The following is a 16,700-nucleotide window of genomic DNA, read 5'->3' as shown; positions in this document are numbered from 1 at the left end:
GAAATAATGGATTATAATTACAAAGGAATGAGGTTGGTTTACTGCGGTACTGAACTTTCAGCTGAATCAGCTGTGATTTTAGGGCAGGAGTATAATATTGTCCACCTGGATGACTCCTCTAAATTAGAGGCCTATTTAAGTTCTTTATCATTGTTCTCGACACCTGATGTGATTATGATCGAGGTTGGAGCGCAACAACAGGAAGCAGTCTTTGCTATTATTGCGAAGATCAAGAATAACCCGCTGACCAGCGGACTGATCATTGTATTGTTGGCACAGCAACATGATGCGAAGTTAAGAGCAAGGGCAATTAAAGCGAAAATACATGATTTGTATTTCCTTCCTTATCAAATGGAAGATCTGAAAGACAGGTTGAATTTCTTAATCAAATTTAAACTGATCAAACCGAACATCGAACAGCTTTCTGTGATTAAAAAACAAAAAGAATATATTATACCAACTTCCAAGAGGATTTTTGATGTGGTAGCTGCCGGCGGGGTATTGCTCGTTTTATCCCCATTTTTACTGATTGTCGCATTATTTATCAAACTGGATTCAAAAGGGCCTGTCATCTATAAAAGTAAAAGAGTAGGTACTGGTTACAAGATCTTTGATTTTTATAAGTTCAGATCAATGAAAGCCGGTGCGGATAAGGAACTTATAAATTTATCGGCCCTGAATCAGTATGCAGATGATGGAAGTGGTACGAATGCGTTTGTGAAAATTAAAAATGACCCGCGTGTAACTAAACTGGGTAACTTCTTAAGAAGCTCCAGCATAGATGAAATTCCACAATTACTGAACGTCCTGAAAGGGGATATGTCTTTAGTAGGAAACAGGCCTTTGCCTTTATATGAGGCCGAAATGTTAACGTCCAATGAATGGTCAATGCGGTTTTTAGGCCCCTCAGGTCTCACTGGCCTATGGCAGATCAGCAAAAGAGGAAAAGCAGATATGTCTGATACAGAACGTAAAAAACTCGATAACTTTTATGCAAGGAATTACTCCGTATGGTTTGATATGAGTATCATGTTAAAAACCTTCCCTGCCTTGTTCCAGAGAGAAAAAGTATAAATAGATAAAATCAACCCTATTAATAATCAATTAAAATAATAATCAAATGAAAAAAGTATCTGCTCTCACAGTTCTTTTACTGTCGTTTCTATGCCTGCACGTATCTGCACAGGACTCGATTATCGGAGACATCAATTACGGCATGCTGGACAAATATATCCAGGCTGCAAAAGAAAACTATCCAAAACGCAAGATACTAAAAGCACAGGAAGATGCAATTAAAACTGGTATAGCTGTAGCAGAAATATCTTATCTTGATATGTTCAGTGCTTCTTATTTTTATCGCCCTGGTGATAAACAAGCAATCAGTACACCTGGCCAGACTGCAAATCCGTATATTGTAAATGGTATTCAGTATGGGATCAGCTTAAACCTGGGCGCTTTCCTGCAGAAACCATTTTTAGTTAAACGTGCAAAAGCTGACTATAAAGTTGCTCAGTTACAAACAGCTGATTATGATTATGCTTTAGTAAATGAAGTGAAAAAAAGATATTATACCTATATTCAAATGTTAAGTGAACTGAAAATTAAAACTCAGACTGCACAGGATAACAATGGGGTAGCTGAAAATCAACGCCGCAGATTTGAAAAAGGTGAGATTCCGTTGGATGCTTATAATGGAAGCAGAGTTCAATTGTCAGATTCTAATTCTGCTAAAATACAGACTGAAGTGAATTTTCTGAATGCGAAAGATGCATTAGAAGAGATTGTTGGCAGAAAACTTACCGACATTAAATAAAATAATTCAAGTTTATTACTGAAAATGGACATTCAAAGATTTTTAAAGCTGCTCAAAAGATATATATGGATACTGATACTGGTACCTGTAGTCGCTGCCGTTATCACTTATTTTCTATCTAAAAATATTCCTAAAGAGTATAAATCTCAGGTTCAGATTTCTACTGGTCTGGTAGATCAGTCCAAGCAATTGTCTTCACAGACACAGAACGATTATTTCAAGACCAGTCAGCAGTTCAGTAATATTATTGAAAAGATGAAAATGAGAAAGATCATGAGTATTCTTTCTTATAATCTGATTATTCATGACCTGGAAAATCCGAAAGCTGCGTTCAGAAAATACAGTCCTAAACTGGATTCTCTTCCTGCTGCGCAGAAATCGGAATTGCTGAATACCTACAAGAAAAGACTTGCGCAAAAGGTTCCGGTTACCGTTTATGATAACAAAGGGAAATTCAAATTATATGATATCCTGCAATCGATGGGTTATGGTGAAGCTGCCCTGAATAAAAAAATGATGATTTACAGACCTGATAACAGTGATTTTGTCAATATCGATTTTACTTCAGAGGATCCGCTTTTATCTGCTTATGTGGTCAATACTTTAGCCACTGAATTTATCAGCAATTATAGTATTGATGTTTATAACAATCAGAATAACTCTATAGCTGTGCTTGATTCCTTGCTGAAAAAGAAGGAAAGAGAAATGAATGCTAAAAACGGAGCGTTGAAAGGCTTCAAAATGAAAAATGGGGTACTGAACCTGAACGAACAGGCAGCTACAGTTTATTCTCAAATTTCTCAGTATGAGGAAAGAAAAGCACAGGCAATCCGTGATATTCAGGCAAACCAGGGTGCACTTTCTGCGATCAAGAACAAATTAAGAGGAGTTGGGGACCCTTACATGGGGGGGACTGTTGTAGAGGATAACAATACCATTCTGAATTTAAAGAGCGAATTGAAAGCAGCTAATGATCGTTATATTGATAACAGTTTCAGACAGTCTGATAAACGTAAAATAGATTCTCTGCAGACTTTAATATCCAGACAGTCTGCAAGAAATTCTGATAAAAATGTAGTAGACCCCCAGATTGCGAAACAAGGATTAATACAGCAAAAAAATAACCTGGAGATTTCAACAGAACAGATTAAAAATACGATCAGCTCTATTGATAAACAACTGGCGAAGTTGAAAGGACAATACAATACAATGGTTCCTTTTGATGCCGGCATACAAAATTATGAGCGTGATGCTGATATTGCGACCAAAGACTATATGGCCGCACTGGAACGGACCAATACAAGCCGTACAGAGCAAAATACGGGTTTAAAACTTCAGGTTGCACAGGTGGGTTTACCTGGTTCTGCTGAAGCTTCAAAAACTATTGTATATATCGCTTTATCGGGTATTGCTACTTTTGCAGTTTGTTTCTCTCTTCTGGTATTGCTGTTTATAACAGACCATTCTATCAATACCATTCACCAGCTGGAAGCTGCGACCAAAATGCGTGTACTGGGTAGTTTGAATTATATTCCTGAGCAGGTTACAGATATCAAATCGATCTGGAATGATACTAAAAATAATAACTATACGATCCATAAAGATTTGCTGAGATCATTAAGGTTTGAGATTGGTGATGAAATGGCGAAGGAAGACAGCCGCGTATTGGGGATTACAAGTTTAGGTGTAGGAGAAGGAAAAACATTCCTGGCTTCGAACCTGGCTTATGCTTATGCGATGACTGGTAAAAAAGTATTATTGATTGGTGGTGATCAGGTAGCCCCGGTCTTGTCAGACTCTAAACAGTTACAAATCAGTCAGAACTTTGAGACCTTTTTGGTGAAAAGAGAAATACAGATTGATGACATGATTACCCGTCTGAATAAGATTGATGAAACCAGATCTTTACTGGAAATCCAGAGTGAAAGAAATCTGAGAGCTGGATTTGATGTACTTAAAAAACAATTTGATATCATTATCATTGATGTCAATAGCTTATTGAATATTAACCTGGCCAAAGAATGGCTTTCATTTACAGAGAAGAACGTTGCTGTATTTGAAGCAGGCAAAACATTGACTGGTTCAGACAAAGATTTAATAGCCTTTCTTAAGAAACAGCCTGGATTTATGGGCTGGGTGATAAATAAAATAAAATTAGCCGGAATTGATGGTTAATTTAGCGGTAGATATTTAATTATGCAGCGAGATTCTAATCACCTGTTTTTAAAGAAGTCGAGAATAAAGTTTTTAATTTTTGGTCTTTTAATAGCGGGAATATCCAGTTTTGCGGTTGCAAAACTGGAATTTTTAGTTCCGGTAGTATTAGCGCTGCTGGCCGTATTTACTGTTTACCTGATTTTTCTTTTCAGAAATCCAAAGGTAGGGCTGGTAACCTTAGTCATTTACTGTTTTTTACTGGGCTTTCTGGGCAGGGAAATAGGGGGCCTGTCTTATGGAATGGGGATTGAATTACTGCTGGTCCTGACCTGGCTGTCCTCCTTGATTTATTATAAAAAGGAAGACTGGCTGGTGATCCGTAATGACCTGAGCTTATTATTCCTGATCTGGTTTATTGTCAGCGTCATCGAAGTTATTAATCCTGCCGGAGCAAGTGTAATGGGCTGGCTGATGGAAATCAGGTCTGTTGCCCTGTATCCGGTATTGCTTATTCCTTTGAGTTTTATTGTATTTAACAAGAAGAGTGATCTTGATCTTTTCATTAAACTGATTCTTGGTTTAGCTCTTGTGGCTGCATTGAATGGGATTAAACAGATACATTTTGGCTTATTTCCTGGTGAACAGCGGTTTATTGACGGGCCGGGTGGCGCTACCCATTTGATTTTCGGCAAACTGCGTGCATTCTCCTTTTATGATGCAGGGCAGTTTGGTGCATTTGAGGCTGTATTTGTAGTGATGGCTGTGGTACTGGCTTTGGGCTCGTCCAGGCTTTGGAAAAAAGTAACTTTATTAACTCTTGCTGGTTTTTACGGCTATGCAATGTTGCTTTCCGGTACAAGAGGGGCATTTTTTGCCCTGGTTGTCGCGGCAGTTTTTGCGATATTTCTGACTAAAAATTTCAAGGTATTGTTTTTAGGTGGTTTGTTTATGGCCGTCTTTTTAGGTGGATTGAAATACACGACTATCGGAAGTAACTATTATGAAATTAACCGTTTCAGAAGTTCTCTGGATCCTGAAGATCCATCCTTGAATGTTCGTTTCAATACACAGCGGATTTTGAGGGAATATCTTAGTTCGAGGCCTTTTGGTGGTGGATTGGGCGTTTTAGGGGCCTTCTCGGAGTATAACCAGGATAAATTTCTCTCCATTATACAGCCGGATAGCTACTGGGTTAAAATCTGGGCCATGTATGGCATTGTGGGTTTAACGCTGTGGTTTAGTATGCTGATGTATATTTTAGGAAAATGCTGCGGGATTATCTGGATGATACAGGATAAAAAACTGAAAGTAAAACTGATTGCAATCCTATCAGCCAGTGCCGGGATTTTCTTTTGCAGTTATGGAAATGAGGTGATCAATAATATGCCTTCTTCTTTAATTGTCTGTATTTCATTTGTGCTGGTTTATCTGGGACCGAAATTTGATAAAGAAATTGCACAGGAGAACTTAGTAATTGATACGAGTAACCTTGATAACAGCAGCCTCATTGTAGTTAAACCTATTTAATCAGACCCGTCATGCCATTTGAAATATTTCTTATTCCTGGTTTACTCTTCTTTGCTTATGGATTTTATAAGTCCAGAAAGTACTTTGAGCAGCAGCAGGCAAAAGAAGAAAATAATTAATAAAAAGGATTGCTCATGAAGATAACGCTCTGGATAGTTCTGCAAATTATTATTGGATACAATCTTGTGCTTCCAATAGTACTTTTCCTGTTTTATAAGCTCTTAAGCAAAAAGAGAAGGAACACGCTGTATCAAACAGACTATGATTACGCCATCATTGTGACTGCCTATGAGCAAACCGGGCTTTTGCACCAGGTGGTGGATTCTTTGTTGCAGCTGAATTATAAAAACTACCTGATTTATGTCGTAGCTGATAACTGTGATATTTCCAATCTGCATTTTAACAACGAAAAAGTAATCCTGCTCAGGCCAGAGACTGTTTTAGCGAGTAATACCAGGTCACATCTTTACGCAATCAGCCATTTTAAAAGAGCGCATGAGATCCTGACTATTATTGATAGCGATAACTTGACTGACCCTGAATATCTCCATGAATTAAATGTGTTTTTTGACCAGGGATTTGAGGCTGTACAAGGCGTCAGGGCGGCTAAAAACCTGAATACAACTTTTGCCTGTCTGGATGCAGCAAGAGATATCTATTATCATTTTTATGATGGGGAAATCTTATTTGAACTGGGCTCATCTGCTACACTGGCCGGATCTGGAATGGCTTTCAAAACAGACTTGTACAAAGCATGTTTTGAAAACCTGGATATCACCGGGGCAGGATTTGATAAGGTATTACAGGCACAGCTTTTAAAGCAGGGAAAACGGATTGCATTTGCTGAAAATGCAATTGTATTTGATGAGAAAACTACCAATTCCGCACAGCTGGTTAATCAGCGTTCCAGATGGATCAATACCTGGTTTAAGTATTTTGGCTACGGGTTTGATATTTTATTTAAGGGAATCAAAGGATTGAACTGGAACCAGTTTCTATTTGGTCTGATCTTGTTAAGGCCGCCTTTGTTTATGTTCATCTTGTTATCCATGATCTGCGCCTTTATCAATTTGTTTATTTTCCCTTTTTATGCTTTGATCTGGTTCATCGCTTTTGGACTTTTTGCGGCTGGTTTCCTGATCGCACTGCTGCGTTATCCTACGGATTCCAGAATTTACAAATCCTTAATTAACATTCCTAAGTTTATATTTTTTCAATTGTTATCTTTAGTGCACGCAAAGCAAGCTAATAAACGCTCTGTTGCCACTAAACATGATGTTACCTCATAAATTATATGATTAGTCAACCACAGGAAGAAATCATTTCGGGAAGAGATATCGTCATTGTCGGTCAGCAGCCATGGGATGTTAATATTGGCAGCAATTGCAAAAATATTGCTATTGAGCTGGCTAAGCATAATCGGGTTTTATATGTGAACTCTGCATTAGACAGAATAACTTTGCTCCGGAACAGAAAAGATAGTAAGATTATCAAACGTAAGGCGGTCATTAAAGGAAAAGAGAATGGTTTGATCCCGGTTACTGATAACTTATGGACTTTATATCCGGATGTATTGATAGAATCTGTGAACTGGATTAATAATTTCAACCTTTTCGACTGGTTAAATAAACGGAATAACAGGCTTTTTGCGAAATCAATTTTAAAAACAACTGCATTACTGGGCTTTAAGGATATCATACTCTTCAATGATAATGATATGTTCAAGAGTTTTTACCTGAAAGAATTTCTGCATCCTTCGTTAAGTATTTATTATTCCAGAGATTTTATGCTGGCTGTGGATTACTGGAAAAAACACGGGACGAGAATTGAACCGGCACTGATTAAAAAAAGTGACCTGTGTGTTGCAAATTCCACTTATTTAAGTAATTACTGTAAACAATATAATCCGGCTTCTTTTTATATTGGTCAGGGCTGTGAGCTTGATATTTTCACCAGTTCAGCGGCTTTACCTGTCATACCAGCTATTGATCGCTTAAAAGGGGCTAAAATCGGCTATGTAGGCGCATTACAAAGTATTCGCCTGGATATAGAATTGATTGCGCATATTGCAGTAACCAAACCAGATTGGAATATCATTCTGGTAGGCCCTGAAGATGATGTGTTTAAAATGAGTAAATTACATGAAATTCCGAACATCCATTTTCTGGGTGCGCAGAAACCTGAAGATTTACCGCAGTATATCAATGCATTTGATTTATGTATTAATCCTCAGCTGGTGAACCAGGTGACCATCGGAAACTATCCAAGGAAAATTGATGAGTACCTGGCGATGGGGAAACCTGTGGTCGCTACCCATACCGAGGCCGTAACGATTTTTGAAGAAACGGTTTACCTTGCTGAAAATAAAGAGAGTTTTGTTACATTAATTGAAAAAGGCTTAGCGGAAAATACAGAAGAATCAGCAACTTACCGGGTGAAAATTGCACATTCACATTCCTGGGAAAATAGTGTAGGTGAATTGTATAAGGCTATTAATCAAGTTATATAAATATAAATGTCATTATCCGCGAAAATAAAAGCAAATCCGGTACTGAAAAAGATAGCACACCGAATGTTGATTCCTGCTAACGATTTCAGACCAAGATTATGGGTTAGATTATTTATAAATCCTTTTAAACATAAAAGAGGAAAGGGGTCAATTGTCAGGTTCAGGACCAGGATTGATGTTTTTCCTTTCAATCATTTTGAATTGGGCAATTACAGCCTGATTGAAGATTTTTCGACCATCAATAATGGCGTTGGAGATGTAGTGATCGGTGAAAAAACCATCATCGGGATTGGTTGTACAGTCATTGGCCCGGTTGTGATCGGAAATCATGTGATGTTAGCGCAAAATATTGTAATTTCAGGACTGAATCATGGCTATGAATTAATTGATATCCCTCCAAGTGAGCAGCAAACGGTTACTAAAAATATAACGGTCGGAGATGAAGTCTGGATTGGTGCAAATTGCGTAATTACAGCTGGAGTTACCATTGGTAAACATGCGATAATTGGTGCCGGAAGTGTAGTGACTAAAGATATACCTGATTATGCTGTTGCGGTTGGAAATCCGGCAAGGGTGATAAAAGTATATAATTTTGAAAATAAGATATGGGAAAAGGTAAAATAACTTTGAGTTTATCCTTCCAAAGCTGAACGTTATGAAACATCAATATAATCCCGTCTGGATAGATCAGTTTCTTTATACTTATGAGAAGTATGAGGATATTGATCCTGCTGTATTTTCGGCAGTCAATAAGGATCTTGACCAGGTACAAAGTAAAGAGCCGCTGGTAAGTGTGGTCGTAATTGCATGGAATGAGGAGATAAATATCCTGCGCTGTGTGGCTTCTTTGTCTAAAATGGTTACTCAGATCCCTTTTGAGATTATTGTGGTGAATAATAATTCAAAAGATAAAACACAGCAAACGATCGATCAGCTGCATGTGAAATCTTTTAATGAGCTGACCCAGGGTGCAGGGCCGGCCAGACAAAAAGGACAGGAAAATGCTTTGGGCAAATATATCTTAACCGCTGATGCTGACTGCTTTTACCCTGAAGTCTGGGTAGATGAAATGATGCGTGTACTTACACAAAAAGATGTAGTCTGCGTGTATGGAAGATATTCTTTTATCGGAGAACCGGGTTTTCCGAGGTGGAAACTCAGGATATTGGAGAAATTAAAAGATGCCATGGCCGAAATCAGGCATATTAAACAGCCTTATTTCAATACTTTTGGTATCAGTATGGGGTATGTGAAAGAATTTGGCCTTAAAATTGGCTTTATCAAAATCAACAGGAGAGGTGAAGATGGACAACTTTGTATGGATTTGATGCGCTATGGTAAAATCAGGCAGGTAAAATCCAGAAAGGCGCGGGTATGGACAGGAGTAAGAACACTGAGCCAGAACGGATCTTTTTATAATATTGTAATTTCCAGAATCAAAGAAGACCTTAAAAGATTTAAGTATAATTTTATTACGCGAAATTAATATATGTCCACAATGCCAGTAAATGCAAAGGAGAACCTGTTTGATGATGTTACCCTGCTGATTACCCACTATAACAGGAGTAGTTCTCTGGAACGCCTGCTGCGTACTTTTCAAGAACAGCAGGTCGGTTTTAAGGAGATTATTGTTTCTGATGACTGTAGTGATAGTGCTCATTTGGGCCAGCTGGAAAAGATGGCACAGGTTTATAACTACAGGCTGATTAAAGCAAAAATCAATGGCGGATTAGGAAATAACCTGAATAAAGGCCAGCTGGAAGTAAAAACGCCTTATACTTTATATGTGCAGGAAGATTTTATTCCGCTGCCTGCTTTTGCGGAGCATTTTAAGGATGCGATGGACATGATGCATGCAGAAGCAGATCTGGACCTGGTCAGATTTTATGCTTATGGCCCTTATCCTTATTTAAAGCCTTATCAAAAAGGTTTCTCTACGATGGTGTACAAGCCATGGTTTACAGATAAAAACAAAATATACAATTATAGTGATCACCCTCATTTGCGCCGTTCTTCATTTTTTGAGCGTTTCGGTCTATATACTGAGGGCATAAAGTCTGACAAAACGGAATATGAAATGTGTTTATCTTTTATTCAAAATAAAGGAAGAGCACTATTTTATGACCAGTATGATAGTTTGTTCTTGCAGGAGAATTCTTCGGCAGAGCCCAGTACAGTAACCAGAAGTAACTGGAGACAAAGCGGGAACCCGTTAATCTCCCTCGTCAGGCTGGTCTACAGGCAAATTAAGTATAACTATGATCTTCATCTCAATACCAGGTTCAAAAGACGTAAATAATTATGGAAACTAATTCTCGCATATCTGTTGTAGTGGCTTGTGATAATCACTATGTGATCTTAATGGCCGCCTTATTGAAATCAATTGAAATGAATCATTTGAGTGATCATATTGTGGATATTTATATCGTTGATGATCATATCTCTAAAACTAATAAGAGCAAGCTCACCGGATCACTGGTCTTGAAAAAGATTAACCTGATCTGGTTAAAAATGAGTGAGATTATCCCGGAAGGAGTTAAACTGCCACTGGTTAATAATTCCTATCCGCTGAATACTTACATCAGGTTGCTGATTCCTTATTTTATGCCTGAAGAGATTAAAAAAGTTATCTTTTTAGATGTTGACATGATTATGCTGGATGATATCAGTAACTTATGGAATATCGAAATCGGGGATAAGGTGATCGGCGCAGTCAATGATAATGCTGGTGACCATGAGAAAACGATTGCTGAAGGTATCGAAAACTATAAGGAATTAGGGCTTGATCCAAATCAAAAATACTTTAATGCAGGCCTTCAACTGATCAATACAAAGCGGTGGCTGGAGCAGGATATTACGCAGAAAACCTTTGATGCGATCAATAACAATAAAAAATACGCTGGTTTGGGTGATCAGTATGGTCTGAATATATCTTTATGCGGGAACTGGCATGAAATTGACAGAATGTGGAACTGCTTTTCAGTTTGTACAGATCCAAAGCCTAAACTGATCCATTATTTTCATAGAAAGCCTATTTATAAAACCTACGCTTACAACTATAGAGAAGAATTTTTTCATTACCTTAACCTAACCGCATGGAAGGGTTTTAAACCAATCGGAGAAACAACCCGGTATATGAAAAAGATTAATAATATCTTTGAGAAGATAAAACTGTTATTCTAACAAGGCGCTCAATGACGAAGAATTCAAATCAGCTTATTTCTGGTGTTACGTTACTCATTACGCATTATAACAGAAGTGAGTCTTTACTGCGGTTGTTAAAAACGATAGCCGGGCATGACATTTCTTTTGAGGAGATTATCGTTTCTGATGACGGCAGTAAAAAGGAACATCAGGATCGTTTAAAAGAGATGCAGCAGGAATTAGGCTTTACGCTGATTACAACCCCGGTTAACAAAGGATTGGGCAACAATATCAACAAAGGTATGGATGCAGTGAAATCTCCTTATATCCTGTACATACAGGAAGATTTTGTACCTAAAGCTGCTTTTATTACGGCCTTAAAAGACGGGCTGGAAATCATGAAATCAGAGGGGCAATGGGATATTGTCCGTTTTTACTCTTTTCCATGGTCACCTTATCCTTATTTGAAGCCTTATCAAAAGGGCTTCTCTAAAATGGTCTTTAGCTTATTGCCATGGTATACCAACCATCTTAAATTTCATGTGTACAGTGATCATCCGCATTTGAAAAGAGCGGGCTTTACAGAGAAGTTCGGCCGTTACTTTGAAGCGCCGAACGGAGATGTTACAGAGATGAAAATGTGCAGGTCTTTCCTGAAAAATAAGGGCAGGGCACTCTATTATAAAAATTATAAGGAGTTGTTTGAACATGATAATCCGGAAGATGAACCCGGACTTTTCAGGCCAGATAAGGTGAAGACCAAAACTTATGCAGATATTAAGCCTTTATACTGGGCTTATCTGAAATATAAACTGATGAAGGATACGGTATCTTTTGTACTGAATAAATAGTGACCTATGAGTAATAAAAAATTAGCTATCTCCGGTGCAAAATGGACAACCATTTCAACTGTTGTCAATACCGTGCTTCAATTTGCCCAGATAGCGATTTTGGCCAGGTTGCTGGAGCCTTCTTCTTTCGGTATTGTCAGTATCAGTACTTTGGTGATTACCTTTTTGGGGATTTTTGCCCATTTTGGTTTCTCCAACTCTATCGTTTATAAACAGGAAAGTGACAATAAAGTGTTATCTACTATTTATTTTCTGAACCTGATGATCGGTGCTGCGATGTTCGTGATCATTTATTTCGGTGCACCGCTGCTGGTCATGTACTATAAAGAGCCGCGTTTACTGGAAGTACTTCATATTTCCGCTTTTTATTTCCCTATCGTTTTTCTGGGGCAGATTTACAATATCCTGCTGGAAAAAGAACTTAAATTCAAGTCTCTGGCTTTAACGGAAATTGTATGTTCCATATTAGCAACCACAATCACGATTATACTCGCTTATAAAGGCTTTCAGGCCAAGTCATTAGTGTTCGGTCTTTTAGCTGGGCAGACACTCAAAATGCTCGTTCAGAATGTAATTGGAAGGGTATATTTTTCTCCGGTATGGTATTTTAAGCTGAAGGAGATTAAAGAACACCTGATGTTTGGTATCTATAATATCGGGGACAGTCTTTTAGGTTTTGCGAACAGCAATATGGATACGATCCTGATTGGTGGTTTATTAGGGGTCAAAGAACTGGGTTATTACACGATTGCCTCGCAGGTTGCAATTTATCCGGTGGCAAGGATCTGTCCGATTATTGTACAGATCTGTTATCCGATCATGGCCAGAATGAAAGAGAACCTGGAACAGCTGAAAGGTGCCTATCTGAAGATTGTTGATTTTCTTTCTTATGTAAATATTCCGCTGTTGGCCGGCTTATTTTTAATGTCTGCCAACGTGATCCCATTAATTTATGGTCCGGGATGGGATGCGACAGTTCCACTGATTAAGATCTTTGTTTTTACAGGTATATTTTCTTGTCTGATGTACCCGCTTTCTACAGTAGCTTATTCTACGGGTAAACCGAAATTGTTGTTTTACCTGAACCTGATCACCCTGGTGATTAAATTCCCGTTGATTTACATCATGGCCAAACATTATGGAATTATGGGAATTGCTTATGGATTCCTGATCACTACTTTTATCACACTGGTGATGAACTTCTTCCTGATTCAGTTTATGGTGGGTGATTTTATGAAAACGTTTCTGGAAAATATTGCCAAGCCGATTTTATTCAGTGTGGCCATGGCGGTAGTTATCTTATTGTATAAGCAGTTTATAGGAAATACGGGGACTTTCCATACCCTGGTTCAGATTGCTTTGGGTGGACTGGTTTATGCGGGCTTAACATTGAAATATAAATTATCATTCTCTGAAATTAAAAACCTAAAGCAATCCTTGTAAGTGGACAGAAGATTATATATTAAGAGTGTCTTCGGTCTGGTTGTAGCAGGAGCAGCTTCTTTTTCTATTTTTAAATGGGTAAGTATAAACAGGGCCATCGTCCCTGCAGATCTGATTCAAAAAAAAGAAATGCTGGCTGAGCTTGCAGAACTGATCATCCCTCAAACGGATACACCGGGAGCAAAAGCTGCGATGGTAGAAGATTATATCCTGGCGGTTATGCTGAACTGTACGCCCGCAAAGGAACAAAACAAGTTTATTGATGGAATTGCCGAATTAGAAGACTATACCGCTGATCAGTATGGTAAAGAGTTTTTGAAATGCAGCCCGGCAGAAAGAAAAGCCGTGTTAAAGCATATGGCTGAAAATTCATCAGGTTATTCTTACAAAATCCTGAATAAGATTAACAACAAGATTTTTGGGAAACCATTTTTCCTGAAGCTCAGAGAACTCACTGTTGAAGGTTATTGTCAATCCCGGTTAGGAGCTACGCAAGGGCTTGCCTATGATTATATACCCCATACTTTTGAAGCCTGTATCCCACTCCTTAAAAACCAGAAATCCTGGGCAACCAAGTAAATTATGTACATCAGCGATAAAAATAAACAGCTCAATACTTATGATGCCATCGTAATTGGTTCGGGAATCAGTGGAGGGTGGGCTGCCATGGAACTTTGTAAAAAAGGGTTAAAGACGCTGCTTTTGGAAAGAGGCCGGGATGTGAAACATATAGTGGATTATCCCACTGCAATGCTCAATCCCTGGGATTTTAAAGCAGGGTTGAACAATACCATGAAGGACCGGGAGATTGATCCTGTTCAGAGTGCGGCTTACAGCCCCGCTGACAAACATTTTTATGTCAGTGACGCTGAGCATCCTTATGTACAGGAAAAGCCGTTTAACTGGTACAGAGGCTATCAGGTGGGTGGCAGGTCACTGACCTGGGGCAGACAATGTTACCGGCTGAGTGATCTTGACTTTGAGGCCAACCATAAAGATGGTTCCGGTGTGGACTGGCCAATCCGGTATAAAGACCTGGAGCAGTGGTACAGTTATGCAGAATCATTTATTGGGGTAAGCGGAAACCGGGAAAACCTGGCGCAGTTGCCGGATGGTGAATTTTTAACACCGATGGAGCTGAATTGTATTGAAAAGCATTTGGGCGATTCTATCCGCAAGCATGATGAACACCGGTTATTAACGATTGCAAGAGTGGCTAATTTAACCAGGGGGTGGGATCACCGCGGTCCTTGTCAAAACAGGAATCTTTGTAACAGAGGATGCCCTTTCGGCGGATACTTTAGCAGTAACAGCTCGACTATTCCTGCGGCTATGGCTACGGGTAACCTGACTTTAAGACCGTTTTCGATTGTAACTGAGCTATTGTTTGATGAACATAAGCAAAAGGCTAAAGGAGTGCGGGTAATTGATACTTTAAGCCATGAGGTGCATGAGTTTTATGCGAAGATTGTTTTTGTCAATGCTTCTACTATTGCAACTGCGGGTTTGCTACTGAATTCTGTTTCTCCGAGGTTCCCTGACGGATTCGGTAACGGAAGCGGACAGTTAGGACATAACCTGATGGATCACCATTCTTCGGCGGGTGCATACGGGGTACATGAAGGTTATACAGATCAGTATTATAAAGGAAGAAGGCCCTGCGGATTTTTGATCCCGAGATACAGAAACCTCCAGGAGGATAAAAGCCTGAATTTTAAAAGAGGGTATAACATCCAGGGACATGGTGAACGTCAGGAATGGATGGATAAAACGCAAAGCATAAACGGATTCGGGGAAGATTTTAAAGCGCAGCTGACCACACCAGGCCCATGGACGATATGGATGGCCGGATGGGGGGAATGCCTGCCGTACTTTGATAATAAAGTCTCATTGGATAATTCCCGGAAAGATAAGTGGGGACAGCCCTTACTTAAAATTGACTTTGCTTTCCGTGAAAATGAGCATAACATGATGAGTGATATTCAGCATACCTCTGCCGAAATGTTTGAAAAAGCTGGGTTCAAGAATATTGATACTTTTAATTATAACAAACCGGGAGGTTCAACCATCCATGAAATGGGAACTGCCCGTATGGGACATGACCCCAAAACATCTGTTTTAAACAAGTTTAACCAGATGCATGAGGCGAAGAATGTTTTTATTACTGATGGCAGCTGTATGACGTCCTCTGCCTGTCAGAATCCATCTTTAACTTATATGGCCTTAACTGCAAGAGCGAGCCAGTTTGCTTATGAGCAATTAAAGAAGGGTGACTTATAATTTACAGCGTGACTTATAATGTACAGGGTGGGTTATTTAAGACCCACCAGGTTTCTGAGTTTTTCCAGAATGTTATAGAATTTCTTTAAATATCTTGAACTTTCACCAATTGGTTTGAAGTTTTTCCACGCTGTCATGTTCAGGTAAGAGAAAAATATTTCTTTATACTTTTCACTGAATTCATAAGATTTATAAATCGGCTTTCTTCCGGTAAAGTGGATCAGGAACGGTCTTTCTTCTTCAGAGTAAGCAAAACGGTTCCATAGTGGATCCAGTTCCTGCCAGTGGAGTGCCAGCACGGCATTCAGCCCATACTGATCCTGAAATACGGCGTGTTTTTTATGCTGGGTAAGGCAGGTCAATACTTTATTGGTAATGTCTGCATTTTCCCATTTATCAATATCCAGCACCATTAATCCGGCATTGAAATATTTATTATCGGCTGGTATGCCTAATTCTTCGTAATTACTGATTCCACCCCAACGGGTTACGACCTGTATAAACTGATCCTGAACAGCGCCAACAATGTTATTGCCCAGATCGGTATGCCATAACTTACTGACATCTTCCAGCATAATCATGTCTACATCCAGAAAGATGATTTTCTTGATATGTTTAGGGATGAAATGAGGGATGAACAACCTGGTATATATATTTAAGGGCAGACTGCTTTTGTCAACAGGCAGCTTCGCATCCTTCGGCAGGCATTCTGACATCGCCATCCAGTGAATGGTCGTGAGCTCCTGATTGCTGGCATTGCGTATTCTCGCCTTATTTTTATTGGTAATGCCATCTTCTACGATAAAGAACTCCAGTTTTTCACCAGAATGATGGTTTACCTCAATAGATTTGATTAATGCTGCCAGTAAAATAGCATAGTGATTATCACAAACACAAATTATAGCAATAGGATCCGATTTTTCCATCAATTTTAACGTAGTTCTTTTTTTATAAATATATCTAATTCAGGTCTTAA

Annotated in this window: 15 protein-coding genes; 14 read left to right on the top strand and 1 reads right to left on the bottom strand. The window is 38.9% G+C overall.

What is annotated here, in order from left to right; all coding sequences use genetic code 11:
• Positions 1 to 6 precede the first annotated feature (6 nt).
• The 14 genes from AB3G38_RS11535 (at position 7) to AB3G38_RS11470 (ending at position 15,724) form a co-directional block, all read left to right on the top strand.
• The gene (locus AB3G38_RS11535; RefSeq protein WP_367868615.1) at positions 7 to 1,074 is read left to right on the top strand and encodes a sugar transferase; all 1,068 of its coding nucleotides are present in this window, start codon (positions 7 to 9) and stop codon (positions 1,072 to 1,074) included.
• Positions 1,075 to 1,120: 46 nt separating this feature from the next.
• Positions 1,121 to 1,813 carry a TolC family protein gene (locus AB3G38_RS11530; protein ID WP_367868614.1) on the top strand — a complete coding sequence of 231 codons (693 nt, stop codon included), beginning with the start codon at positions 1,121 to 1,123 and terminating at the stop codon, positions 1,811 to 1,813.
• A 24-nt stretch (positions 1,814 to 1,837) separates the two neighbouring features.
• The gene (locus AB3G38_RS11525; protein WP_367868613.1) at positions 1,838 to 3,988 is read left to right on the top strand and encodes an exopolysaccharide transport family protein; all 2,151 of its coding nucleotides are present in this window, start codon (positions 1,838 to 1,840) and stop codon (positions 3,986 to 3,988) included.
• 21 nt (positions 3,989 to 4,009) lie between these two features.
• Positions 4,010 to 5,497, top strand: a complete 1,488-nt coding sequence (locus AB3G38_RS11520) for an O-antigen ligase family protein (RefSeq protein ID WP_367868612.1) — start codon at positions 4,010 to 4,012, stop codon at positions 5,495 to 5,497.
• A gap of 134 nt (positions 5,498 to 5,631) precedes the next feature.
• Positions 5,632 to 6,786 carry a glycosyltransferase gene (locus AB3G38_RS11515; protein WP_367868611.1) on the top strand — a complete coding sequence of 385 codons (1,155 nt, stop codon included), beginning with the start codon at positions 5,632 to 5,634 and terminating at the stop codon, positions 6,784 to 6,786.
• 5 nt (positions 6,787 to 6,791) lie between these two features.
• Entirely contained in the window at positions 6,792 to 8,006 is a 1,215-nt protein-coding gene (locus AB3G38_RS11510) for a glycosyltransferase (protein WP_367868610.1), read from the top strand.
• A 6-nt stretch (positions 8,007 to 8,012) separates the two neighbouring features.
• Positions 8,013 to 8,630 carry a DapH/DapD/GlmU-related protein gene (locus AB3G38_RS11505; RefSeq protein ID WP_367868609.1) on the top strand — a complete coding sequence of 206 codons (618 nt, stop codon included), beginning with the start codon at positions 8,013 to 8,015 and terminating at the stop codon, positions 8,628 to 8,630.
• Between the two features lie 31 nt (positions 8,631 to 8,661).
• Complete coding sequence (locus AB3G38_RS11500; RefSeq protein ID WP_367868608.1) at positions 8,662 to 9,492, top strand: glycosyltransferase family 2 protein; 831 nt, start codon at positions 8,662 to 8,664, stop codon at positions 9,490 to 9,492.
• A gap of 12 nt (positions 9,493 to 9,504) precedes the next feature.
• On the top strand, positions 9,505 to 10,305 hold the full coding sequence (locus AB3G38_RS11495) for a glycosyltransferase family 2 protein (RefSeq protein WP_367868607.1): 801 nt from the start codon (positions 9,505 to 9,507) through the stop codon (positions 10,303 to 10,305).
• A gap of 2 nt (positions 10,306 to 10,307) precedes the next feature.
• Positions 10,308 to 11,189, top strand: coding sequence for a glycosyltransferase family 8 protein (locus tag AB3G38_RS11490; RefSeq protein ID WP_367868606.1), 882 nt, complete (start codon positions 10,308 to 10,310; stop codon positions 11,187 to 11,189).
• An 11-nt stretch (positions 11,190 to 11,200) separates the two neighbouring features.
• Complete coding sequence (locus tag AB3G38_RS11485; RefSeq protein WP_367868605.1) at positions 11,201 to 12,001, top strand: glycosyltransferase family 2 protein; 801 nt, start codon at positions 11,201 to 11,203, stop codon at positions 11,999 to 12,001.
• A gap of 6 nt (positions 12,002 to 12,007) precedes the next feature.
• Positions 12,008 to 13,444: an MOP flippase family protein gene (locus AB3G38_RS11480; protein ID WP_367868604.1), complete on the top strand. Its 1,437-nt coding sequence runs from the start codon at positions 12,008 to 12,010 to the stop codon at positions 13,442 to 13,444.
• On the top strand, positions 13,445 to 14,023 hold the full coding sequence (locus AB3G38_RS11475; RefSeq protein WP_367868603.1) for a gluconate 2-dehydrogenase subunit 3 family protein: 579 nt from the start codon (positions 13,445 to 13,447) through the stop codon (positions 14,021 to 14,023).
• A 3-nt stretch (positions 14,024 to 14,026) separates the two neighbouring features.
• Positions 14,027 to 15,724 (top strand): GMC oxidoreductase, encoded by a 1,698-nt coding sequence (locus AB3G38_RS11470; protein ID WP_367868602.1) that lies wholly within the window; start codon positions 14,027 to 14,029, stop codon positions 15,722 to 15,724.
• A 32-nt stretch (positions 15,725 to 15,756) separates the two neighbouring features.
• On the opposite strand, the gene AB3G38_RS11465 is transcribed toward AB3G38_RS11470, so the two are convergent.
• Positions 15,757 to 16,650 (bottom strand): glycosyltransferase family 8 protein, encoded by an 894-nt coding sequence (locus tag AB3G38_RS11465; protein WP_367868601.1) that lies wholly within the window; start codon positions 16,648 to 16,650, stop codon positions 15,757 to 15,759.
• Positions 16,651 to 16,700: the final 50 nt, after the last annotated feature.

Source organism: Pedobacter sp. WC2423 (assembly GCF_040822065.1).
Classification (GTDB): domain Bacteria; phylum Bacteroidota; class Bacteroidia; order Sphingobacteriales; family Sphingobacteriaceae; genus Pedobacter.
This window is presented reverse-complemented; position numbering and strand designations above follow the sequence as displayed.

Coding starts and splice junctions, on each gene's coding strand:
- AB3G38_RS11535 (WP_367868615.1), top strand. CDS start 7: ATGGATTATAATTACAAAGGAATGAGGTTGGTTTACTGCGGTACTGAA.
- AB3G38_RS11530 (WP_367868614.1), top strand. CDS start 1,121: ATGAAAAAAGTATCTGCTCTCACAGTTCTTTTACTGTCGTTTCTATGC.
- AB3G38_RS11525 (WP_367868613.1), top strand. CDS start 1,838: ATGGACATTCAAAGATTTTTAAAGCTGCTCAAAAGATATATATGGATA.
- AB3G38_RS11520 (WP_367868612.1), top strand. CDS start 4,010: ATGCAGCGAGATTCTAATCACCTGTTTTTAAAGAAGTCGAGAATAAAG.
- AB3G38_RS11515 (WP_367868611.1), top strand. CDS start 5,632: ATGAAGATAACGCTCTGGATAGTTCTGCAAATTATTATTGGATACAAT.
- AB3G38_RS11510 (WP_367868610.1), top strand. CDS start 6,792: ATGATTAGTCAACCACAGGAAGAAATCATTTCGGGAAGAGATATCGTC.
- AB3G38_RS11505 (WP_367868609.1), top strand. CDS start 8,013: ATGTCATTATCCGCGAAAATAAAAGCAAATCCGGTACTGAAAAAGATA.
- AB3G38_RS11500 (WP_367868608.1), top strand. CDS start 8,662: ATGAAACATCAATATAATCCCGTCTGGATAGATCAGTTTCTTTATACT.
- AB3G38_RS11495 (WP_367868607.1), top strand. CDS start 9,505: ATGCCAGTAAATGCAAAGGAGAACCTGTTTGATGATGTTACCCTGCTG.
- AB3G38_RS11490 (WP_367868606.1), top strand. CDS start 10,308: ATGGAAACTAATTCTCGCATATCTGTTGTAGTGGCTTGTGATAATCAC.
- AB3G38_RS11485 (WP_367868605.1), top strand. CDS start 11,201: ATGACGAAGAATTCAAATCAGCTTATTTCTGGTGTTACGTTACTCATT.
- AB3G38_RS11480 (WP_367868604.1), top strand. CDS start 12,008: ATGAGTAATAAAAAATTAGCTATCTCCGGTGCAAAATGGACAACCATT.
- AB3G38_RS11470 (WP_367868602.1), top strand. CDS start 14,027: ATGTACATCAGCGATAAAAATAAACAGCTCAATACTTATGATGCCATC.
- AB3G38_RS11465 (WP_367868601.1), bottom strand. CDS start 16,650: ATGGAAAAATCGGATCCTATTGCTATAATTTGTGTTTGTGATAATCAC.